Annotated in this window: 23 protein-coding genes; 14 read left to right on the forward strand and 9 right to left on the reverse strand. The window is 62.5% G+C overall.

Translation table 11 applies throughout. The features are described 5' to 3' along the window. Positions 1–28 precede the first annotated feature (28 nt). From rsfS to lipB, 9 genes are all read left to right on the forward strand, one after another. Positions 29–388 carry a ribosome silencing factor gene (rsfS, locus tag QRN22_RS21585; RefSeq protein ID WP_042554985.1) on the forward strand — a complete coding sequence of 120 codons (360 nt, stop codon included), beginning with the start codon at positions 29–31 and terminating at the stop codon, positions 386–388. 12 nt (positions 389–400) lie between these two features. Next, complete coding sequence (rlmH, locus tag QRN22_RS21590; protein WP_042554860.1) at positions 401–868, forward strand: 23S rRNA (pseudouridine(1915)-N(3))-methyltransferase RlmH; 468 nt, start codon at positions 401–403, stop codon at positions 866–868. A gap of 12 nt (positions 869–880) precedes the next feature. Next, positions 881–2,785 (forward strand): penicillin-binding protein 2, encoded by a 1,905-nt coding sequence (gene mrdA / locus QRN22_RS21595; protein WP_042554861.1) that lies wholly within the window; start codon positions 881–883, stop codon positions 2,783–2,785. Positions 2,786–2,829: 44 nt separating this feature from the next. After that, on the forward strand, positions 2,830–3,933 hold the full coding sequence (rodA, locus tag QRN22_RS21600) for a rod shape-determining protein RodA (RefSeq protein WP_179540167.1): 1,104 nt from the start codon (positions 2,830–2,832) through the stop codon (positions 3,931–3,933). A gap of 17 nt (positions 3,934–3,950) precedes the next feature. Continuing rightward, the gene (gene mltB, locus QRN22_RS21605; protein ID WP_042554986.1) at positions 3,951–4,964 is read left to right on the forward strand and encodes a lytic murein transglycosylase B; all 1,014 of its coding nucleotides are present in this window, start codon (positions 3,951–3,953) and stop codon (positions 4,962–4,964) included. Beyond that, positions 4,961–5,977: a septal ring lytic transglycosylase RlpA family protein gene (locus QRN22_RS21610; RefSeq protein WP_042554863.1), complete on the forward strand. Its 1,017-nt coding sequence runs from the start codon at positions 4,961–4,963 to the stop codon at positions 5,975–5,977. Before mltB ends, QRN22_RS21610 begins: the two co-directional genes overlap by 4 nt. A 136-nt stretch (positions 5,978–6,113) precedes the next feature. Next, on the forward strand, positions 6,114–7,289 hold the full coding sequence (locus QRN22_RS21615) for a D-alanyl-D-alanine carboxypeptidase family protein (protein ID WP_042554864.1): 1,176 nt from the start codon (positions 6,114–6,116) through the stop codon (positions 7,287–7,289). A 68-nt stretch (positions 7,290–7,357) separates the two neighbouring features. Further along, a complete protein-coding gene (locus QRN22_RS21620; RefSeq protein WP_042554865.1) occupies positions 7,358–7,636 on the forward strand; it encodes a DUF493 domain-containing protein in 279 nt (92 codons plus the stop codon). Next, positions 7,636–8,262 (forward strand): lipoyl(octanoyl) transferase LipB, encoded by a 627-nt coding sequence (lipB, locus tag QRN22_RS21625; RefSeq protein ID WP_042554866.1) that lies wholly within the window; start codon positions 7,636–7,638, stop codon positions 8,260–8,262. Before QRN22_RS21620 ends, lipB begins: the two co-directional genes overlap by 1 nt. 104 nt (positions 8,263–8,366) lie before the next feature. Here lipB and lipA read toward each other — a convergent pair whose 3' ends face one another. Further along, positions 8,367–9,419 (reverse strand): lipoyl synthase, encoded by a 1,053-nt coding sequence (gene lipA, locus QRN22_RS21630; protein WP_042554867.1) that lies wholly within the window; start codon positions 9,417–9,419, stop codon positions 8,367–8,369. 127 nt (positions 9,420–9,546) lie between these two features. Then, the gene (locus QRN22_RS21635; RefSeq protein WP_042554868.1) at positions 9,547–9,942 is read right to left on the reverse strand and encodes a RidA family protein; all 396 of its coding nucleotides are present in this window, start codon (positions 9,940–9,942) and stop codon (positions 9,547–9,549) included. Between the two features lie 125 nt (positions 9,943–10,067). Here QRN22_RS21635 and QRN22_RS21640 point away from each other — a divergent pair, with 125 nt between their 5' ends. After that, entirely contained in the window at positions 10,068–11,009 is a 942-nt protein-coding gene (locus QRN22_RS21640; RefSeq protein ID WP_042554869.1) for a LysR family transcriptional regulator, read from the forward strand. Positions 11,010–11,082: 73 nt separating this feature from the next. Beyond that, positions 11,083–11,655: a pseudouridine synthase gene (locus QRN22_RS21645; protein WP_179540168.1), complete on the forward strand. Its 573-nt coding sequence runs from the start codon at positions 11,083–11,085 to the stop codon at positions 11,653–11,655. A 7-nt stretch (positions 11,656–11,662) separates the two neighbouring features. On the opposite strand, the gene QRN22_RS21650 is transcribed toward QRN22_RS21645, so the two are convergent. From QRN22_RS21650 to QRN22_RS21670, 5 genes are all read right to left on the reverse strand, one after another. Further along, positions 11,663–12,061, reverse strand: coding sequence for a globin (locus QRN22_RS21650; RefSeq protein ID WP_042554871.1), 399 nt, complete (start codon positions 12,059–12,061; stop codon positions 11,663–11,665). Positions 12,062–12,349: 288 nt separating this feature from the next. Then, positions 12,350–12,829 carry an Lrp/AsnC family transcriptional regulator gene (locus QRN22_RS21655; RefSeq protein WP_042554872.1) on the reverse strand — a complete coding sequence of 160 codons (480 nt, stop codon included), beginning with the start codon at positions 12,827–12,829 and terminating at the stop codon, positions 12,350–12,352. A 322-nt stretch (positions 12,830–13,151) separates the two neighbouring features. After that, a complete protein-coding gene (gene dld, locus QRN22_RS21660; RefSeq protein ID WP_042554873.1) occupies positions 13,152–14,864 on the reverse strand; it encodes a D-lactate dehydrogenase in 1,713 nt (570 codons plus the stop codon). A gap of 3 nt (positions 14,865–14,867) precedes the next feature. Beyond that, positions 14,868–16,007 carry an FMN-dependent L-lactate dehydrogenase LldD gene (lldD, locus tag QRN22_RS21665; protein ID WP_042554874.1) on the reverse strand — a complete coding sequence of 380 codons (1,140 nt, stop codon included), beginning with the start codon at positions 16,005–16,007 and terminating at the stop codon, positions 14,868–14,870. Positions 16,008–16,169: 162 nt separating this feature from the next. Further along, the gene (locus tag QRN22_RS21670; RefSeq protein ID WP_042554987.1) at positions 16,170–17,855 is read right to left on the reverse strand and encodes a lactate permease LctP family transporter; all 1,686 of its coding nucleotides are present in this window, start codon (positions 17,853–17,855) and stop codon (positions 16,170–16,172) included. Positions 17,856–18,155: 300 nt separating this feature from the next. Here QRN22_RS21670 and QRN22_RS21675 point away from each other — a divergent pair, with 300 nt between their 5' ends. Further along, positions 18,156–18,923: a GntR family transcriptional regulator gene (locus QRN22_RS21675; RefSeq protein ID WP_042554875.1), complete on the forward strand. Its 768-nt coding sequence runs from the start codon at positions 18,156–18,158 to the stop codon at positions 18,921–18,923. A 228-nt stretch (positions 18,924–19,151) separates the two neighbouring features. Here QRN22_RS21675 and smpB read toward each other — a convergent pair whose 3' ends face one another. Continuing rightward, positions 19,152–19,634: an SsrA-binding protein SmpB gene (gene smpB, locus QRN22_RS21680; protein WP_042554876.1), complete on the reverse strand. Its 483-nt coding sequence runs from the start codon at positions 19,632–19,634 to the stop codon at positions 19,152–19,154. Between the two features lie 213 nt (positions 19,635–19,847). Here smpB and QRN22_RS21685 point away from each other — a divergent pair, with 213 nt between their 5' ends. Together QRN22_RS21685 and QRN22_RS21690 are read left to right on the forward strand one after the other, a co-directional pair. After that, entirely contained in the window at positions 19,848–20,285 is a 438-nt protein-coding gene (locus QRN22_RS21685; protein WP_042554877.1) for a type II toxin-antitoxin system RatA family toxin, read from the forward strand. Continuing rightward, a complete protein-coding gene (locus tag QRN22_RS21690) occupies positions 20,275–20,604 on the forward strand; it encodes an RnfH family protein (RefSeq protein ID WP_042554878.1) in 330 nt (109 codons plus the stop codon). The genes QRN22_RS21685 and QRN22_RS21690 overlap by 11 nt, the downstream gene beginning before the upstream one ends. 87 nt (positions 20,605–20,691) lie before the next feature. On the opposite strand, the gene QRN22_RS21695 is transcribed toward QRN22_RS21690, so the two are convergent. Next, positions 20,692–21,201 (reverse strand): outer membrane protein assembly factor BamE, encoded by a 510-nt coding sequence (locus QRN22_RS21695; RefSeq protein ID WP_042554879.1) that lies wholly within the window; start codon positions 21,199–21,201, stop codon positions 20,692–20,694. Between the last annotated feature and the right edge of the window lie 22 nt (positions 21,202–21,223).

The following is a 21,223-nucleotide window of genomic DNA, read 5'->3' on the forward strand; positions in this document are numbered from 1 at the left end:
AAACGAGTTAGTTATGACGAAGCAAACCATGCACAGTGAAGACCTGGTCAAAGTGGCCATCGCAGCACTGGAAGAGATCAAGGCCCAGGACATCACCACCATCGATGTGCGCGAGAAGACCAGCATCACCGATTACATGGTGATCGCCAGCGGTACCTCGAGCCGTCACGTCAAGTCGCTGGTCGACAACGTGCTGGAAAAGACCAAGGAACAGGGCGTGCGGCCGATCGGCAGCGAAGGCCTGGACAGCGGCGAATGGGCACTGCTCGACCTGGGCGATATCGTCGTTCACGTGATGCTGCCGACCGCTCGCCAGTTCTACGACCTCGAGCGTCTGTGGCAGGGTGCCGAGCAGAGCCGCGCGCAGCAAGGCGTCGAGCGCGAGTAAGGTAAGCCGGTCGTGCGTATCAAACTGATCGCTGTCGGCTCGCGCATGCCGCGCTGGGTCGAAGATGGCTGGCAGGAGTATGCCAAGCGCATGCCGTCCGAGCTGTCCCTGGAGCTGGTGGAAATTCCCCTGACCACGCGTGGCAAGAATGCCGACGTGGCGCGGATGATCCGTCAGGAGGGTGAAGCCATGCTGGCCAAGGTGCAGCCCGGGGAACGCATCGTCACCCTGGAAGTCGAAGGGCGACCCTGGAGTACCGAGCAGTTGGCGGTCGAACTGGACAAGTGGCGTCTCGATTCACGCACCGTCAACCTCATGGTCGGTGGCCCGGAAGGGCTGGCGCCGGAAGTCCAGGCGCGTAGCGAGCAGCGCTGGTCGCTGTCGCCCCTGACCCTGCCCCACCCGCTGGTACGGATACTAGTCGGCGAACAGATCTATCGTGCCTGGACGGTGTTGTCCGGTCACCCTTATCACAAGTAGTCAGCAGTCCCGATGCCCCAGCCGATTCGCCTAAAAGACCACGAGAAGGACGCGCGCCTCATTCGCAAGCGCGCGCTGGTCGGTGGCGCGGTGTTTCTGGCGCTGACGCTGGTGCTGATCGCCCGCATGTATTACCTGCAGGTGATCCAGTACGAGTATCACTCCACGCTGGCCGAGAACAACCGTATCCACGTGCAGCCGATTCCGCCCAACCGGGGGCTGATCTACGACCGCAACGGGGTGATCATCGCCGATAACCGGCCCAGCTTCAGCCTCAGCCTGACCCGCGAACGGGCGGGTGACTGGGAGCAGGTGCTGGACGTGATCGTCGAGGTGTTGCAGCTCACCCCCGACGATCGCGAACTGTTCGAACGGCGCGTGCGTCAGGGCCGTCGGCCGTTCGAGCCGGTGCCCGTGCTGTTCGAGCTCAGCGAGGAGCAGATCGCCCGGCTGGCGGTCAATCAGTTCCGCCTGCCCGGCGTCGAGGTGGTGGCGCAACTGGTGCGGCACTATCCGCAGCGCGAGCATTTCGCCCATTCGGTCGGTTACGTGGGGCGTATCAACGAGCGTGAGCTCAAGGAGCTCGACCCAGTCGAGTACAGCGGCACTCACCATATCGGCAAGACCGGCATCGAGCGTTTCTACGAGGACCAGTTGCACGGCAAGGTCGGCTACGAAGAAGTCGAGACCAACGCCCGCGGCCGCGTGCTGCGCGTGCTCAACCGCACCGACCCATTGCCTGGCAAGGATGTGATGCTGACCCTCGACGTGCACTTGCAGGAAGTCGCCGAGCAGGCGCTAGGCGGTCGACGCGGCGCGGTGGTGGCGATCCAGCCGTCCACCGGCGAGGTGCTGGCGATGGTCAGTCAGCCGAGTTTCGACCCCAACCCCTTCGTCACCGGGATCAGCTTCAAGGCTTATGCAGAGCTGCGCGACTCCATCGATCGGCCGCTCTATAACCGTGTGCTGCGTGGTCTCTACCCGCCGGGGTCGACCATCAAGCCGATGGTGGCGGTCGCCGGCCTGGATGCCGGGGTCATTACCCCGACCTCACGGGTGTTCGACCCGGGCTTCTATCAGTTGGCCAACCACAGCCACAAGTACCGCAACTGGAACCGTACCGGCGATGGCTGGGTGGATCTCAACCTGGCGATCATGCGGTCCAACGACACCTACTTCTACGACCTTGCCCACAAGATGGGCATCGATCGCCTGCACGACTACATGACCCGCTTCGGGATTGGTCAGCGGGTGTCTCTGGACATGTTCGAGGAGACCGCCGGCCTGATGCCCTCGCGGGACTGGAAGCGAGCGCGTTATCGTCAGCCCTGGTATCCGGGGGAGACGCTGATCCTCGGCATCGGCCAGGGTTACATGCAGGCCACCCCGTTGCAGTTGGCCCAGGCCACCGCGCTGGTGGCGACCAAGGGCAAGTGGACTCGCCCGCACCTGGCGAGGACCATCGACGGCAGTCTGCCCCATGATCCGGATCCGATTCCTGATATCGTGCTGCGCGATCCCAAGTACTGGGATTACGCCCGTCTCGGCATGGAGGCGGTGATGCACGGTGCACGGGGAACGGCGCGCAAGGTCGGCGATGCCGCGGCCTACCGGATCGCCGGCAAGAGTGGCACGGCGCAGGTCGTGGCCATCAAGCAGGGCGAGAAGTACGACCGCAGCAAGGTGCAGGAACGCCATCGTGACCACGCCCTGTTCGTCGGTTTCGCACCGGCGGACAATCCGCAGATCGTCGTCGCGGTGATGGTCGAGAACGGTGAGTCCGGCTCCGGCGTCGGCGCGCCCGTGGTCAAGCAGGTGATGGATGCCTGGCTGCTGGACGAAACCGGTAAGCTCAAGGCCGAATACGCCCCGCCCGGTGCCACGGCACCGCTCAACGTAGAGGTGAAGCATCCATGAGCCTGACCGGTAGCTTCGACCGCACGCTTTCCACCGACGACGTTCTGCGTCGCCGCTCCAGCCTGCTGCAGCGTCTGCACATCGACGGCATTCTGTTGCTGCTGCTGTTGCTGCTGGCCACCGGCAGTCTGTTCATCCTCTATTCGGCCAGCGGCAAGAACCTGGATCTGCTGATGAAGCAGGCCAGTTCCTTCGGTATCGGGCTGGTGGCGATGGTAGTGATCGCCCAGTTCGAGCCACGCTTCATGGCCCGCTGGGTACCGCTGGGCTACCTGTGCGGCGTTGGCCTGCTGGTGGTGGTCGACGTCATGGGCCACAACGCCATGGGCGCCACGCGCTGGATCAACATCCCCGGGGTCATCCGCTTCCAGCCGTCGGAGTTCATGAAGATCCTGATGCCGGCGACCATGGCCTGGTACCTGTCAAAACGCACGCTGCCGCCGAACCTCAAGCACGTGGCCGTGAGCCTCGGGCTGATCGTCACCCCCTTCGTGCTGATTCTGTTGCAGCCCGACCTCGGCACCTCGCTGCTGATTCTCGCGTCCGGTGCCTTCGTGCTGTTCATCGCCGGGCTGCAGTGGCGCTGGATCGCGGGTGCCGTCGCAGCCATCGCGCCAATTGCCGTGGCCATGTGGTTCTTCGTCATGCATGACTACCAGAAGCGCCGCGTACTGACCTTCATCAACCCGGAGAGCGATCCGCTCGGTGCCGGCTGGAACATCATCCAGTCCAAGGCCGCGATCGGCTCTGGTGGGGTGTTCGGCAAGGGCTGGCTGCTCGGCACTCAGTCGCACCTGGACTTTTTGCCGGAGAGCCATACGGACTTTATCATTGCCGTTCTGGCCGAAGAATTCGGACTGATTGGTGTCTGTCTGTTGCTGCTCTTGTACATTCTGTTGATTGCACGCGGTCTGGTGATTACCGTGCAAGCGCAGACACTGTTCGGTAAGCTGCTCGCCGGTGGTTTGACCATGACCTTCTTCGTCTATGTCTTCATCAATATCGGCATGGTCAGTGGTTTGTTGCCGGTAGTGGGTGTGCCGCTGCCGTTCATCAGTTATGGCGGCACGTCATTGATTACGTTGTTGTCGGGTTTCGGAATTCTGATGTCCATCCACACGCACCGTAAGTGGATCGCTCAGGCTTGATTGGGGTTATGAATTCAATGCAGATTTTGCGTGGCTGGGCCGCACGACATGCACAGTGGCTGGCGGTTGCCGGCCTGTTCGGGGCTCCACAGGCGATGGCTGCCAACGAGTACGCGAATTCGCCGCAAGTCGGCGAATTCATCACCGAGATGACCCGTGACTACGGCTTCGCCAGCGAGCAACTGAGCACGCTGTTCACCGGTGTGGAACGCAAGCAGGCGATTCTCGACGCCATTTCGCGTCCGGCCGAGCGGGTCAAGCCGTGGAAGGAATATCGCCCGATCTTCATTACCGACGCACGCATCAACAAAGGTGTGGCGTTCTGGAACGAGCACGCTGAAGCCCTGTCGCGTGCCGAGAAAGAATACGGCGTGCCTGCCGAGATCATCGTCGCCATCATCGGCGTGGAAACTTCCTACGGTGGCAATACGGGCAGTTACCGGGTGATCGACGCGCTGTCGACCCTGGCTTTCGACTACCCGCCACGTGCGCCTTTCTTCCGCAAGGAGCTGCGCGAGTTCCTCATGCTGACCCGTGAAGAGCAGGTCGACCCGGCCAGCCTGAAAGGCTCCTATGCGGGTGCCATGGGCCTGCCGCAGTTCATGCCGAGCAGCTTCCGCGCCTATGCGGTGGACTTCGATGGCGACGGGCATATCAATATCTGGAGCAACCCGACCGATGCCATCGGCAGCGTTGCCAGCTACTTCAAGCGTCACAACTGGCAGCCGGGCCAACCGGTGGCTAGTCTTGCCACGGTCAAGGGCGATCAGGCCGAGCAGGGCCTGAGTGCCGGCCTCGATCCGGAAAAGAACGTAGGCGAGCTGCGCGCGCTGGGCTGGTCGAGCAATGACGTATTGGCCGATGATCTGCCGGTAACCGCGTTCCGCCTCGAAGGCGCCGAGGGTGCCGAGTACTGGATCGGCCAGCCGAACTTCTATGTCATCACCCGCTACAACCGCAGTGTGATGTACGCCATGGCGGTCAATCAGTTGTCCGAGTTGCTGGTTCAGGCCCGAGGTGCCAATCAATGACGGGTTTGCCGTTCAAGCTGGCTGCGTGCGGCATCCTTGCGCTGATGCTGGCCAGTTGCTCTTCCAGTCGCGCGCCGACAGGCACGTCGCCGGTGCAGGCTTCAAGTGGGGGAATGTCCGGTCCAAGTGATTTCAACCGCCCGCACAAAGACGGCGCGCCCTGGTGGGACGTTGACGTCTCGAAGATTCAGGACGCCATCCCGATGCCGCATTACGGCCCGGTGAAAGCCAGCCCTTACGTGGTGTTCGGCAAGCAGTACTACCCGATCTCCGATGCCCGTCGCTACAAGGCGACGGGCCCGGCTTCCTGGTACGGCACCAAGTTCCACGGTCAGGCCACCGCCAACGGCGAGGCCTACGACCTGTACGGCATGACCGCCGCGCACAAGACCCTGCCACTGCCCAGCTACGTGCGAGTGACCAATCTGGAGAACGGCAAGTCCGTGATCCTGCGGGTCAACGACCGCGGCCCGTTCTATTCCGACCGCATCATCGACCTGTCTTTCGCTGCGGCCAAGAAGCTCGGTTATGCGGAAAAGGGCACCGCCCAGGTGCATGTCGAAGGTATCGACCCGGCGGAATGGTGGGCTCAGCAAGGCCGCCCGGTGCCGATGGTGCTGGCGCAGCCGCAGATGGCCAAGGTCCAGCCCGCACAGGTTGCCCAGTTGCAGGCCGCCAGCGCACCGGTCGAACAGTATTCGCCGCCACCGCAGCAGCATGCCGCCGTCACCGTGCCGGTGCAGATCGACTCAAAAAAAAACGCTTCAGCCGCAGCGTCTGGCCTGTATCTCCAAGTGGGAGCCTTCGCCAATCCCGACGCTGCGGAGCTCCTGAAGGCCAAGTTGAGCGAGTCGGTGAGTGCCCCGGTATTCATCAACTCAGTGGTGCGCAACCAGCAGATACTGCACCGCGTGCGACTGGGCCCGATCAACAGCCAGGGCGAGGCTGACCGAGTGCGAGACAGCATTCGCGTCGCCAACCTCGGGCAAGCGACTCTGGTCAAGGCGGACTGAGGGGCGTAGCCCTTCGACACTGGCAACTAATTGGCCAGCCGCCTGACTAAGCAGTGAATCGCCGCCACCGTGCGGCGATGACAGTTCATATTTGCCCGCAAGGGCCTGTTCGACCATCAGCGATTTAGAGAGACGGATGAAAATCACCAGCTTCGCGCAACACATCTTCCTGTCACTTACGTTGCTCGGCGCCTCCAGCGCTTGGGCCAACCAGGCGCCGCTGCCGGCTCCGCCGCAGCTGGCAGCCAAGTCCTACGTGCTGATGGATGGTGCCAGTGGCAACATCCTGGTCGAGAACAACGGTGACGAGCGCCTGCCGCCAGCCAGCCTGACCAAGCTGATGACCGCCTACATCGCCACCCTGGAAATCCGCAACGGCAAGATCGGCGAGCAGGACATGGTCACCATCAGTGAGCATGCCTGGCGTACCGGTGGTGCCGCTTCCGGTGGTTCCACCATGTTCCTGCCGGTGAACAGTCAGGCCACGGTCGACGACCTGCTGCATGGCATCATCATTCAGTCCGGCAACGACGCCAGCATCGCCATCGCCGAGCACATCGCCGGTAGTGAAGACGCCTTCGCGGACATGATGAATGCCACCGCCGAACGCCTGGGCATGAAGAACAGCCACTTCATGAACGCCACCGGCCTGCCGCACCCGGAGCACTACTCCAGTGCCCATGACATGGCCATCCTGGCGCGCGCCATCATCAATGAAGATGCCGAGCACTATGCGATCTACTCGCAGAAAGAGTTTCTCTGGAACAACATCAAGCAGCCCAATCGCAACCTGCTGCTGTGGCGCGACCGTACCGTCGATGGCCTGAAGACCGGCCACACCAACGAAGCTGGCTTCTGCCTGGTAGCTTCGGCCGTGCGCGATGGTGCGCGGATGATCACATCGGTATTCGGTACCGACAGCGAACGTGCTCGTGCCGCTGAAACCCAGAAGCTGCTGACCTATGGTTTCCGCTTCTTCGAAACCCGCACCTTCTATCAGAAGGGCGCCGAGCTGGCCCAGGCGCAGGTCTGGAAAGGCCAGACCTCTCAGGTCAAGGCTGGTCTGGCTCAGGATCTGACCCTGACCCTGCCCAAGGGCCAGCTTGAGAAGCTGCAGGCCAGCATGACCCTCAACCCGCAGATCACCGCTCCGATCGCTCAGGGCGACGTGATCGGCAAGGTCGAGGTGAAGATGGGTGACCAGGTGGTGCACAGCGCCGATCTGGTGGCGTTGGAAGCCGTCGAGGAAGGTGGCTTCTTCCGCAGCCTGTGGGATAGCATTCGGCTGTTCTTCTACGGGTTGTTTAACTGACGGCTCGCCCCCATGTTGCGATGAACGCCCTCGATCCGAGGGCGTTTCATTTTGGATCAGTGAACATCATGACCGATACCGACGTACAAGCTCCGAAAATCGAATTCCCCTGCCCGAACTACCCGATCAAGGTGATCGGCGAGGCCGGTGACGGCTTCACCGACATGGTGATCGAGGTCATCCAGCGCCATGCGCCGGATCTCGATGCTGGCACTCTGGTCACGCGGGACAGCCGCAACGGCCGCTTCCTGTCCGTGCAGGTGCTGATCACCGCTACCGGCGTCGAGCAGCTGCAGTCTATCCATGTAGACCTGCGCGCCACCGGCCGCGTGCAAATGGTGCTGTAGTGGCGGCAGCCGACCTTATCGTGCGTCATCTCGGGGTGGTGGATTACCTGCCTACCCTGGAAGCGATGCGCACCCTGACTGCCGAGCGCGACGATGCCACGCCGGACGAGATCTGGCTGCTGCAGCATCCGCAGGTGTTTACCCAGGGGCAGGCGGGCAAGCCCGAGCATCTGCTGGCGCCTGGTGACATTCCGGTGATCCAGGTAGAGCGCGGTGGGCAGGTGACCTATCACGGGCCAGGCCAACTGGTGGCCTACCTGATGCTGGATCTGCGTCGTCTGGACCTGGGCGTGCGTGAGTTGGTCAGTGCCATGGAGCAGGCGCTGGTCGACGTTCTGGCGAGCTACGGCGTCGAGGCGGCGCCAAAGGCAGATGCGCCGGGTGTCTACGTCAATGGCGACAAGATCGCTTCGCTGGGGCTGCGTGTGCGCCGTGGCTGCTCATTTCACGGCCTGGCGCTCAACGTCGATATGGACATGCGCCCGTTCCAGCGCATCAACCCGTGCGGCTATGCAGGCTTGAAGATGACGCAACTGAGGGATCAGTTGGGCACGCCGCCGACTTTCGGCGAGGTCGCCGAGCGTCTCGAGCAGGCTCTTCGTCAGCGCCTGGGGTATGGGTGTTAAAGGGCGGCTTTTGCTCTAGCGCAGCTGTCGTAGATCGATCTGCCTGGGTATCGCTGCGCTCAACGCCAGGCCATGGACGATTGAGCGTGGCGATAGCCGGGTGATCAGTTGACGTTCAGCGCCGGAATCAGGCTGGTGTCGACCTGTTGGCCAGGCACCGGTACGGGTGCTGCAAGGCCCAGGTTGTTCTTCTCGAACACCTTGTCTGCCCGATAGCTAGAACGCACCAGAGGGCCTGCCGCCACTTCCATGAAGCCCATCTGCAGGCCGATCTCGCGGAAGCGGTTGAATTCGTCCGGGCTGACCCAGCGTTTTACGGGCAGGTGATTGCGGGTGGGTTGCAGGTACTGGCCAAGGGTGAGGATATCCACACCCACGGCGCGCATGTCCTGCATCGCCTCGAACACTTCGTCGTCGGTCTCGCCCAGGCCGAGCATCAGGCTGGTTTTGGTGAGCACGTCCGGACGATGGCGCTTGGCGTGGGCCAGCACGTCGAGGGTCTTGCGGTAACCGGCGCGGGGGTCGCGTACTTCACGGGTCAGTCGATTGACCGTCTCGACGTTCTGGGCGAACACTTCGAGGCCGGAGTCCACCACGCGCTCGATGGAGGGCAGGTCGCCGTCGAAATCGGGTGTCAGTGCTTCCACCACCACTTGCGGTGTGTTGGCCTTGATCGCCTGTACGCAGGCGGCGTAGTGCGCGGCACCACCATCTGGCAGGTCATCGCGATCCACCGAGGTCAGCACGATATAACGCAATGCCATCAGCTCCACCGACTTGGCGGTATTCTGTGGCTCTTCCTTGTCCAGCCAGCCATTCGGGTTACCGGTGTCCACCGCACAGAAGCGGCAGGCGCGGGTGCAGACCGAGCCCATCAGCATGATCGTCGCCGTACCGTTGGACCAGCACTCACCCATGTTCGGGCAGTGGGATTCCTGGCAGACGGTGCTCAGGCGGTGCTCGCCGACGTTGCGCTTGACCGCTTCGAAACGGCTGCCGCCCGGCGCCTTGACCCGCAACCAGCTCGGCTTGGGCTCATAGACCTTGGCTTCAGTCGAGGCGCGGCGCTTCTGGCCGTCCTTGATCGCGGTAATACCCTGTGCAGTACGGAATTTGTCGCCGCTGGCAACGGGTTTGGTCGGGGCAGTATCGGACATCGAAAATCTCGGCTCCGGTAGGGGCTGCGGTGGCGGATGGGCAGCTTTTGGCTGCCGCAAAGTGTATCACACACCGCTGCGGCGAGCGCCTGACCGTCCGCTCCGTTACCGGCCCCGGCCCCCTCGATCAGGCTGTTGGCAGCTTGGCGATGACCTTGATCTCGAACTGGAAGCCATACAGCCAAGTCACGCCCACGCAGGTGATGTTCGGATGCGGTGCCTCGCCCCAGTATTCTGGAACGACCTCCCAGATGGTCTCGAAGCGTTCTTCGGGATTGACGATGAACACCGTCACATCGACGACGTCATCGAAAGTGCAGTCGGCCGCTTCGAGAACCGCGTTGAGATTCTCGAAGGCCAGGCGAACCTGAGCTTTCAGATCCGGCTCGGGGGAGCCATCGGGGCGGCTGCCAACCTGGCCGGATACGAACAGCAAACCATTGGAGCGCACGGCGGGTGAATAGCGGTTGCGTTCATAAAGGGCCTGACGGCCAGCGGGGAAAACCACGTCGCGAGTAGTCATGTCGTCTCCTGTGGGCAATCGCCCCGTTGAAGTGATGGGTTCACTCTAGGCATGCTGCTGCGCTGGATAAACCGGCCAGTTCGGTCAACACTGTTTGGCAAACCCAAACAATCAGCGGTGGCAGAGTGGATCGATTCGACGCGATGAGGGCCTTCGCGCGGGTAGTGGAGGCCGGTAGCTTCACCAAGGCGGCCGATACGCTGCACATGAGCAAGACCAGTGTCACGCAGTTGGTGCAGCAGCTCGAGGCGCGGCTGCGGGTGCGGCTGCTGAACCGTACGACGCGCAAGGTCAACGTCACTGCCGATGGCGCCGCCTATTACGAGCGGGTGGTGCGCCTGCTGGCCGATATGGACGACGCCGAAACCAGTCTCTCGGATGCCACCAGCATGCCGCGCGGGCGGCTGCGGGTGGATGTGCCCAGCCCGTTCGCGCGGATGATTCTGGTGCCGGCATTGCCGGCCTTCCATGCGCGTTATCCAGATATCCAGCTCGATCTCGGGGCGAGCGACCGTCTCGTCGATCTGCTGGGCGAGAACGTCGACTGCGTGATCCGCGGCGGCGAGATCACCGACCAGTCACTGATGGCGCGCCGCATCGGCGACCTGCAGTCGGGAGTGTATGCCGCTCCCAGTTACCTGCAGCGATATGGCACGCCCCAGCACCCGCAGCAACTCGCCGGTAGCCACCACCGTATCGTCGGGTTCAAGCGGGCGCGGGCCGGCAAGCTGTTCTCCTACCGGATGCACCGCGAGGGTGAAAGCGTCGACGTGGAAGGCCGTTACGTACTGGCGCTCGACGATGGTAACGCCTACCTGGCTGCCGGGTTGGCGGGGCTGGGCGTACTTTGGCTGCCGAACTACATGTCGCGCGAGCATGTGCAGCGCGGCGAGCTGGTCGCCGTTTTCGAGGGCTGGCAGTTCGAGCCGATGCCGATGTATATCGCCTATCCGCCGAACCGTCACGTCAGCGCCAAGTTGCGGGTGTTCATGGATTGGGTCGTCGAACTGATGGCGCTGCATGCCCCGGTCATCGATCGAAGTGGGCGCGCTGATCCTTTGCGTTAAACTGCGCGCTTCGCTTTCTCGATGGCCTCGCTGCATGTCCCGACCTTCCCGCCCTGCGTCCCGTCCGTATCGTGTGCCCAAGGCACCGCCTGCCGAGTCGCGCCTGATCGTGCTGAACAAGCCATTCGACGTGCTCACCCAGTTCAATGACGATCAGGGGCGCGCCACGCTCAAGGACTTCGTCGCGGTGCCGGGTGTGTATCCGGCTGGCCGTTTGGACCGCGACAGTGAAGGGTTGCTGCTGCTCACCAACGATGGTCAGTTGCAAGCGCGGATCGCCGATCCCCGGCACAAGCTGGCCAAGACCTATTGGGTGCAGGTCGAAGGCGAGCCCAGTGCCGAGCAGTTACAGCAACTGCAAGCGGGTGTGCAGCTCAACGATGGGCCGACCCTGCCAGCCGACGCCCGTCTGCTCGATGAGCCTGAGTTGTGGCCGCGCAACCCGCCGGTGCGCTTTCGCAAAAGCGTACCGACTGCCTGGCTGGAGCTGGTGATCCGAGAAGGGCGCAACCGTCAGGTACGGCGCATGACCGCTGCCGTGGGGTTACCCACCCTGCGTCTGGTGCGCGTGCGTATCGGCCCCTGGTCGCTGGAGGGTTTGCAGCCGGGCGAATGGCGGGAAGTGCCGGCGACGCTCACGCACTAGACCTCTGTCAGCCATCGTATCCGGCCCTGATGACGCTGATGCCCTTGATCAGTACCTCGCGCCAGCCCTGCAGGGTTGCCGTGTCAGCCTGTCTGTCATGCTCCATGATGGTCTTGAGCAGCGACTCCAGCCACAGATCGTAAAGCTCCGGGCGGATGTCCATGGCTGCCCGCGCATGGGTGCAGCCCAGGGCGCGCAATTTGCTGTCGGGCATGCCGCGGGCGTGCATCACCAGGTTGAGAATGCCCTGTCGCAGGAGCAGCTTCTGCGCTGCCATGTCGGTATTGACGAATTTCTCGCGAATCGCCGGCGAACTGTCGAGGAAGTATCGGTAGAAATCGTCGAAAAAGGCGGGGCTGGCACAGCAGCGTCCGTAACTCTGCATGACGCGATCTGTAGCGTTCATGTGTTTCTCCATGGGGGCGAGGCAGTAAGCGGTGTGGCGGCGTGCGCCTAGTTCCTGAACGTGTGGGTAGTGGTGCATTCTTGCTGGTGCGCCGATGGAGCTTCGTCAACGTCCAGGCCGCCAATCAGCAGGGGCATCATCCGTTCTTCGAAAGCTTCCGATTCCATCGCGGCCTTGTCGCCGTGGGCGCAGGCGAGCCGTACCGCGGGCTGTCCTAGGCACAAAAAGCGTGTGGATATTACACGCTGGCAGGCCGCGATGCGTAGTTCCCTATTGGTCGTAGGGTTTTTAGCTGCGCAAGTGCTGGAGCGGCAGTTGGGTACTGGACAGGATCTGCTGCAGCACGAAGCTCGAGCGCACGCTGGAAACGCCATCGATGCGGGTCAGGGTGCCGAGCAGCAGCTTCTGGTAATGATCCATGTCGGGTACCACCACCTTGAGCTGGTAATCGGCGTCCATTCCGGTGACCAGGCAGCATTCCAGCACTTCAGGGCACTTGCGGATTTCTTCCTGGAAGTGCTCGAAACGCTCGGGCGTGTGGCGGTCCATGCCGATCAGCACGTAGGCGGTCAGGCTCAGGCCAAGTTTCTTGCGATCGAGCAGGGCGACCTGCTGCACGATGTAGCCGTCATCCTCCAACTGCTTGACCCGTCGCGAGCAGGGGGAGGGGGAGAGGCCGATACGTTCGGCCAGGTCCTGATTGGACAGGGTCGCATCGCGTTGCAGTTCGGCAAGAATGTTCAGGTCGTAGCGGTCGAGTTTGTTCATGCTCAGGCTTATTTGTCGTTTGATTGCGCTAGATATTGATCTATTAACGTAAAATTGCGCAAGTGATGCTTATGCGAGCAATATTTGCAATTTATGGTCGTGCTGTCGGGCGTAAGCTTTATCTCAGTTTCAAGGCCCGGACGACACGTCCACCCGGCTCGCCCAATCAGGAGAGCTGGCGCCGCCGACCCCACCGGGTCGTCACGGCACCCGGGTCCGCACTGCCCAACCAGGCGGGCGAGGAAAGCGGCGACAGAATTGCCAGCACAGGACATCTACGAAAGGGGAGGCCGAGAGGTCTCCCCTTTCTTCTTCGCGTGTCTCAATGACCGCCGCAGCACTTCTCCCAGTGTTTCTTTTTCGATGTCTGGCCGATGCCCGGGTTGAAGGCGTTGGTCGGATCCAGCTCGCGGTAGAAATCCGCCAGCGCTGGCTTGGCGATATACAGGTGACCGACGTTGTGCTCGGCCGGGTACTCGGCACGGCGTTCATCGAGGAGCGTCCACATGGCGTGCTCCATGGCGATCGGGTCGACGCCCTTCTTGACGATGTAATCCTGATGGAACACGTGGCAGAAGAAGTGCCCATAGTAGAGCTTGTGGATGATCTGCCCTTGCATCGCTGCCGGCAGCGTCTCGACCCAGTCACGGTCATTGCGACGCAGGGCGATATCCAGGGCGAGGATGTCTTCGACGCTGCTGCGGTGCGCCTCGCGGTAGCGGATCGCCGCGCCAGCGATGGCGAAGCGGTGCAGGAATGCCTTGCGGCCCTCGTCGGCGTCGCATTCGAAAAAGGCACCGCTGCGGCGTTGCCCGAAGTATTCGCTCAGAAAGGCGCGGGTCTGCTCCAGGCTGTCGTTGGCAACTCGGACGAGCAGGTGATGCTCATAGCGGTCGCGGTATTGGCGCATGCGCAGTGGCAGGTGGCTGGGCAGCAGATTCATCAGCAGCTGAATCGCCCGGTCACTGATGCCTCGTAGGCCGAAGCGCTCGAAGAAGCCATCGACACGGCTCTTCAGCGCGAAGGCCGCAGGGACCTTGGCAGTGCCGAACCTGTCGATGAGCAGAAAGGTGTCCTTGCCATACTTTTCGCCGATGTCGAAGGCGGTGCGGTGGATGTACTCGCCGGCAATGGGCAGGCTTGGCAGCTGGCTGAGCAGGTGGCGGCGTATCTCTGTGAGGTCGTGCGGGTCGTTGCTGCCGATATAGAAGGCGGTGCTCGGCTCCTTGGCGAAGGTATCCAGGCGCACGGCGAACAGGCACAGCTTGCCGGCCGAGCCGGAGGCCTCGAACAGTCGTGAGGGGTCGGCATTGAAGCGTGCCGGTGTATCGGCGTCGACGTCGCGTACGTAGTCGCCATAGCTGCCGTCGGAGGCCCTGCCGGTACCGTCATTGCTGACCTGAAACGGGCTGTAGTCGCCACGTTGCAGGCGGGTGAGGATTTCCTCGGGGCTGTTGCCCAGGTCGATGCCCAGGTGATTGATCAGCGCCAGCGTACCGTCTTCCATCACCTGTGCGTACAGTGCCTGTTCGGTGTAGGCCGGGCCGCGGCGGACCAGCGAGCCTCCCGAGTTGTTGCACACGCCACCCAGAACCGAAGCGCCGATGCACGAGGAGCCGATCACCGAGTGGGGCTCGCGGCCAAGCGGTGCCAGTGCCTGCTCCAGGCGATCCAATGTGGCGCCGGGCAGGCAGACCACCTGCTCGCCGTCATTGATCAGCTGCACACCGGTTATGCGCAGGGTGCTGATCAGTACGATCTCGCGATCGTAGTCGTTGCCATCCGGTGTCGAGCCTCCGGTCAGGCCCGTGTTGGCCGCCTGCATGATGACGATGCGATTGGCGGCGACCGCCGCCTGCAGGACCCGCCACTGCTCCAGCAGCGTGCCCGGCCGGACCACGGCCAGCACGCTGCCGTCGCCAGTGCGATGGCCCTTGCGAAAGCGCCGGGTGCTTTGCTCGTCGGTGAGTACATGCTCGCTGCCCACCGTTTCACGCAGAGTCGCCAGCAGGGTGTCTCGGCTGATCGATGGCATTGCTCAGCGCTCCCGAACCAGTGACTCGGCGCTGATCTGCGCAATCGATCTGGCACCGGTCAGCACCATGGCCACGCGCATTTCTTTCTCGATCAGGTTCAGCAGGTTGCTCACACCCGCGCCGCCAGCGGCAGCCAATGCATAGACGAAGGCGCGGCCAAGCATCACGGTATCGGCGCCCAGGGCGATCATGCGCACCACGTCCAGGCCGCTGCGAATGCCCGAGTCGGCGAGGATCTTCAGATCGCCCTTCACCGCGTCGGCGATGGCCGGCAAGGCGCGGGCGCTGGACAGCACGCCATCGAGCTGGCGACCACCGTGGTTGGAGACGACGATGCCGTCGGCGCCGAACTTGACTGCATCGCGTGCATCTTCCGGGTCAAGAATGCCCTTGATCACCATCGGGCCGTCCCAGAACTCACGGATCCACTCCAGGTCCTTCCAGGAAATCGACGGGTCGAAGTTGGCACCCAGCCAGCCGATGTAATCGGCCAGGCCGGTGGGGCTGCCCCGGTAGGCGGAAATGTTGCCCAGGTCGTGGGGCTTGCCCAGCAGGCCAACGTCCAGCGCCCAGGCGGGATGAGTGAAGGCTTGCAGCATCCGGCGCACGGCCGCGTTGGCGCCGCTCATGCCCGAATGGGCGTCGCGGTAGCGCGCACCCGGTGTCGGCATGTCGACGGTGAATACCAGGGTGGTGACGCCGGCGGCCTTGGCGCGCTCGAGGGCGTTCTTCATGAAGCCGCGGTCTTTCAATACGTACAACTGAAACCACATGGGGCGGTTGATCGCTGGTGCCACTTCCTCGATCGGGCACACCGACACGGTGGAGAGCGTGAAGGGAATGCACTTGTCGGCTGCCGCTTTGGCTGCCTGCACTTCACCACGGCGGGCGTACATGCCGGTCAGCCCGACGGGGGCCAGGACTACCGGCATCGACAATGTCTCACCGAATAGCTGGGTTTCCAGGCTCAGCTCGGACATGTTCTTCAGCACGCGCTGGCGCAGGGCGATGCTGGCGAGGTCCTCGACGTTGCGCCGCAGCGTGTACTCGGCATAGGCGCCGCCGTCGATGTAGTGGAACAGGAATGGCGGCAGGCGTCGCTGGGCAGCGGCGCGATAATCGGTGGAGGCAGAAATGATCATGGGCTTGATTCCGTATCTGGGCTGACGCGTCAACCTGTTGTCAGCGCCAAGGCCCTGGCTCTGCCGAGGGCTTTGGAGTTGTTGCGCTGTGTTCGGTGGATCTATCGTTTTGCTGAGTTCCAGAGGATAGGGCAGCACGCCATGTGCTGCCCTGTGCGCGACTCAGTGGACGATCATGCCGGTCAGCCAGTAGGCCTGAGCCAGTGTGATCAGGCCGACGAAGGTGGCGAAGATCAGGCTGTGCTTGAGGGTGAAGCGGAACAGATCGGACTCCTTGCCGACCATGCCGGTCGCAGCGCAAGCCACGGCGATGGACTGCGGCGAGATCATCTTGCCGGTCACGCCACCGCTGGTATTGGCAGCCACCAGCAGGGTGTCGCTGACGCCGATCTGGTGCGCCGTGGTGGCTTGCAGCGAGCCGAACAAGGCGTTGGAGGACGTGTCCGAGCCGGTCAGGAACACCCCCAGCCAGCCGAGGAAGGGCGAGAAGAACGGGAATGCCGCACCGGTGCCGGCAAGTACCAGCGCCATGGTGGTCGACATGCCCGAATAGTTGGTGACGAACGCGAACGCCAGCACCATGCCGATGGACAGGATAGGCCAGCGCAACTCGTAGAAAGTTTCTTTCAGTGTGGTAAGACCAATTCTGAAATTGATCTTCAACACCAGCATCGATAGCACCGCCGACAGGAAGATGGCCGTACCGGTAGCCGACACCGGATCGAGCTTGAACACCGCCGCGATGGGGGTTGGATTGGCAACGATCGGGGCGACCTTGATCACCAGTTGATCCAGGTACGGGATTGGCAGCATGAACACCAGGTTGTCCAGCGCGCCACCTGGGGCGAACAGTGCCTTGAAGGGTTTCAGGGTCCACACCGTGACCATGGCGGTGAGGATCAGGAAGGGCGACCAGGCCTTGAGGATCTCGCCCAGGCTGTAGGGCGATGGCGTGGTGCTGCGTACGCCGCCGAACCCGCCAGCCACTGCTGCACCACCGGAAACGCCAGCGATCTGGCTGGCGGCGGCCCGCCTGGGCTGCCAGACCTTGAGGAACAGGGTCAGGCACACCAGGCTGACCAGTGCCGAGGTGATGTCCGGCAGTTCAGGGCCGATGTAGTTGGAGGTGTAGTACTGGGTGATGGCGAAGCTCACGCCAGCGACCAGCGCCGCCGGCCAGGTTTCCCTGATGCCTTTCCAGCCATCCATCATCGCCACCAGCCAGAACGGCACGATGATCGACAGCAGTGGCAGTTGGCGACCGGTCATGGCGCCGATCTTGAAGGCGTCGATGCCGGTGACCTGGCCAGCGACGATGATCGGAATGCCCAGGGCGCCAAAGGCCACCGGTGCGGTATTGGCGATCAGGCACAAGCCAGCGGCGTAGAGCGGGTTGAAGCCCAGGCCGACCAGTAGGGCAGCGGTGATGGCCACCGGTGCGCCGAAGCCGGCGGCACCTTCGAGGAATGCACCGAAGGAGAACCCGATCAGCAGCACCTGCAGACGCTGGTCGTCGGTGATCGACAATACCGAGCTGCGGATGACTTCGAACTGGCCGCTCTTGACCGTCAGTTTGTACAGGAACACGGCAGCGACGATGATCCAGGCGATGGGCCAGAGGCCGTAGGCGAAGCCGTAAGCGGCAGCGGCCAGGGCCTTGTCTACCGGCATGCCGAATGCGGCGATGGCGATGATCACCGAGAGTCCCAGGGTGATGCTGCCCGCCACGTGGCCCTTCATGCGGAAGACGGCCAGGGCGAGAAAAAAGAAAATGATCGGAACGACCGCCGCCAGCGCGGACAGGCCGAGGCTGCCGAGCGGGGTGTACAACTGTTGCCATGTTTGCATGGTGAAGGCTCGCTGATTGTTGTTGGTATCGCCGGGTCGCAAGCTGCCATTGGTTATCGGTGACGGCAGGTGTGGCGCTGCAACCGGATCGTTATTATTGGTAAGACCAATTTACAAAAGAGGCGAGCCAGGATAATTTCTTTCCTTCGGGTGCGTCAATTTGTGTCGCTGCTACTTTGGTAGAAGGCGCGCTCCAAGCGTTGAGCTTGTGATGACGCAGGGCTCTGGTTAGGCTGCACAGGTTTCCTGGCGGGCAGCCGATCTGCCGCCGTCTTCGCGATGCAATGGAGCATTGAACGCATGAATTTTGGTCCGTTGCGGCAGAGGCGTTTGTCAGACGACATCGTCGAGCGTCTCGAAGCGATGATCCTCGAGGGCACCCTGAAGGCCGGTGAGCGGCTGCCTGCAGAGCGCGTGCTCGCCGAGCAGTTCGGTGTCTCCCGCCCCTCACTGCGTGAAGCCATCCAGAAGCTCGCCACCAAAGGCTTGCTGAGTAGTCGGCAAGGTGGCGGCACCTACATTTGCGAGAACCTTGGATCGACCTTCAGTGATCCGCTCATGCACCTGCTGGAAAGCAATGCCGACGCTCAGCGCGACCTCCTCGAGTTCCGGCATACCCTGGAGGGCTCCTGCGCGTATTACGCGGCGTTGCGTGCTACCGATGTGGATCGCCAGCGGCTGAGTGGCGCGTTCGAACGTCTGCAGGATTGCTATGGGCGTGCTGGTGAAGTGACGCGTGCCGAGGAGGGGGCGGCCGACGCCAGCTTCCATCTGGCCATCGCAGAGGCCAGCCACAATGCCGTGCTGCTGCACACCATTCGGGGCCTGTTCGACCTGCTCAAGCGCAACGTGGTGACCAATATAGGCGGCATGTATGCCCTGCGCGGGGAAACCCGCGGCATGCTCAATGCCCAGCACCGGGCGCTTTACGAAGCGATCATCGAGGGGCGGGCCGAAGAGGCGCGAGCCCTTTCGAACCAGCATATCGATTACGTTCAGGAGGTCCTGGCCGACGTGCTGCAGCAGGAAGTCCGCGAGCAGCGCGCGCAGCGGCGCCAGGGGCTCTAGGGCGCATCATCCCCGGGGGGCGGTAGCGTTTCGCGCTCGTGGGGTTGGTGGCGCGAGGCGTCTAAGGCAAGTCGTCACTGTTATCCGGGCGCCATCTAACCCACCAGGCGATATCGGCCATGTGCCGGCAGGTGATGGGGCGTATAAAGCGGCGGATGGGTGGGGATGACCCACCCGGCAAGCCGTGCGGGTGGGTCGACAAGGCGGTACCGCAGCTCGGCGCTGCGCTTACTCGTCTTTGCCCTTGCTGCGCATGGCGCGCTGCACTTCGCGGTCGGCGTCGCGTTCTTTCTCGGTGTGGCGCTTGTCGAAATCCTTCTTGCCCTTGGCCAGGGCGATTTCGCACTTCACCAAGTGCTGCTTCCAGTACAGCGACAGGGCCACGCAGGTGTAGCCTTTCTGCTGAACCGAACCGAACAGCTTTTCCAGCTCGCGCTTGTTCAGCAGCAGCTTTCGCGTACGCGTCGGGTCGGCGATAACGTGGGTGCTGGCGGTTTTCAGCGGCGTGATGTGGCAGCCCATCAGCCAGGCTTCGTCGTCCTTGAGCAGCACGTAGCTGTCGACCAACTGGGCCTTGCCGGCGCGCAGACTTTTCACTTCCCAGCCGGCCAGAGCCAGGCCGGCCTCGAAGCGGGACTCGACGAAGTAGTCGTGCATCGCCTTCTTGTTCTGGGCGATGCTGCCTTGCGGATGTTTCGTTTGTTTAGCCATAGGCGGCGCATTATATGGAGTATGACGTCGGTGCGCCATTGATCCTCATGCTTCTCACGCTAAAAGTGCTGCGTCAGCAGTGCGCTTGAGCCCTCAGGATGAATCCTCGACAATATGTGCACTTCTCGTCTTGCGGTCGATGCTCGTCGGTATGCCGTATCGCCCTGTGGCAGCGCTGTAATGCGATGCCACCAACCGTGGAAACCTATTGTTATGAGCACTCACATTCAACGCTCGGCCTTGCTGCCCTATCCGGCGCAGGCGCTGTATGACCTGGTCAACGATGTCGCGCGCTACCCGGAGTTTCTGCCCTGGTGTGCATCGAGCGAAGTACTCGAGGTCAGTGATACGCACATGCGTGCCAGTCTGGAAGTGGCCAAGGCCGGGCTGAGCCAGCGTTTTACCACCCGCAATGTGCTGGTGCCAGGACAGTCCATCGAGCTGAATTTGGAAAGCGGGCCCTTCGAGCATTTCCATGGGCAGTGGGTATTCAAGGCGCTGGGCGAAAAGGCCTGCAAGATCAGTCTCGATCTGACCTTCGATTACGCAGGCCCGATCGTACGCGCGGCCCTCGGCCCGCTGTTCAATCAGGCGGCCAACACCATGGTCGACGCATTCTGTCAGCGTGCCAAGCAACTCCATGGCCAGTGATCGAGTGTCGGTGGAAGTTGTCTTCGCCGCGCCTGACAGGCAATTTCTTCTAACTCTGCAACTGCCAGCCGGCAGTACGGTGCGTCAGGCTGCCCTGCAGTCGGGCTTGCACGAGCATGTTGCCGATCTGGATCTGGCGGGTGCGCCCCTGGGGATATTTGGCAAGGCGGTGACGTCGCCCGAGACTCGCTTGCTGGAAGAGGGGGATCGCGTCGAGATCTATCGTCCGCTGCTCGCCGATCCCAAAGACGTACGCAAGCGTCGAGCAGCTCAGGCTGTCGAGCGGGCAAAACTGGCGCACGATCGTTACGGGCGTTGAGCTGGGCGAGCAGGCAGTGGATGCCGCAGTTTCGTTCGGGCAATAAAAAGCCCCGGCACTGGCCAGGGCTCTTTCATACGGGAGCACTTACTGTGGGGAGGTTTCCAGTGGCTCCGGCGTCGGTACCGGTACGGTTTCGACGTTATCCACATCACGCTGGATCTGTTCGAGCAGCGAGCCAGGGGCTGCAGGTTCATCCTGCTGCTCGGTCGGCGCAGTCTGCGGAGCGCCGTCACGGCCGAGGATCGCGTCATCACGGCTGACGCCTGGCATGAAGTCACCGGACAGGCCGACCAACTGGTCGTCGCCGTTGAACACCACGCTTACGCGCTCTTGCTGACGCTGGCTGCCGCCAGCCTGCATGCTGTACAGGTAATCCCAGCGGTTGGCGTGGAAGGTGTCGGTCAGCAGGGGATTGCCCATGATAAACCGCACTTGGCGTCGGGTCATTCCCGGCCTCAACTGGTCTATCATGTCCTGCGTGACGACATTGCCCTGTTGGATGTCGATTTTATAAACCCCGGGGAATGAGCAACCGGCGAGTGCGATGAGCCCCATGAACATGAGGCTGGTCAGCAGGAGTTTGGTTTTTTGCATCGGTGGGCGTCTTCCACTATCT

Origin of the sequence: Pseudomonas sp. MEJ086 (genome assembly GCF_030209025.1) — a bacterium.
Taxonomy (GTDB): Bacteria; Pseudomonadota; Gammaproteobacteria; order Pseudomonadales; family Pseudomonadaceae; genus Aquipseudomonas; species Aquipseudomonas fulva_A.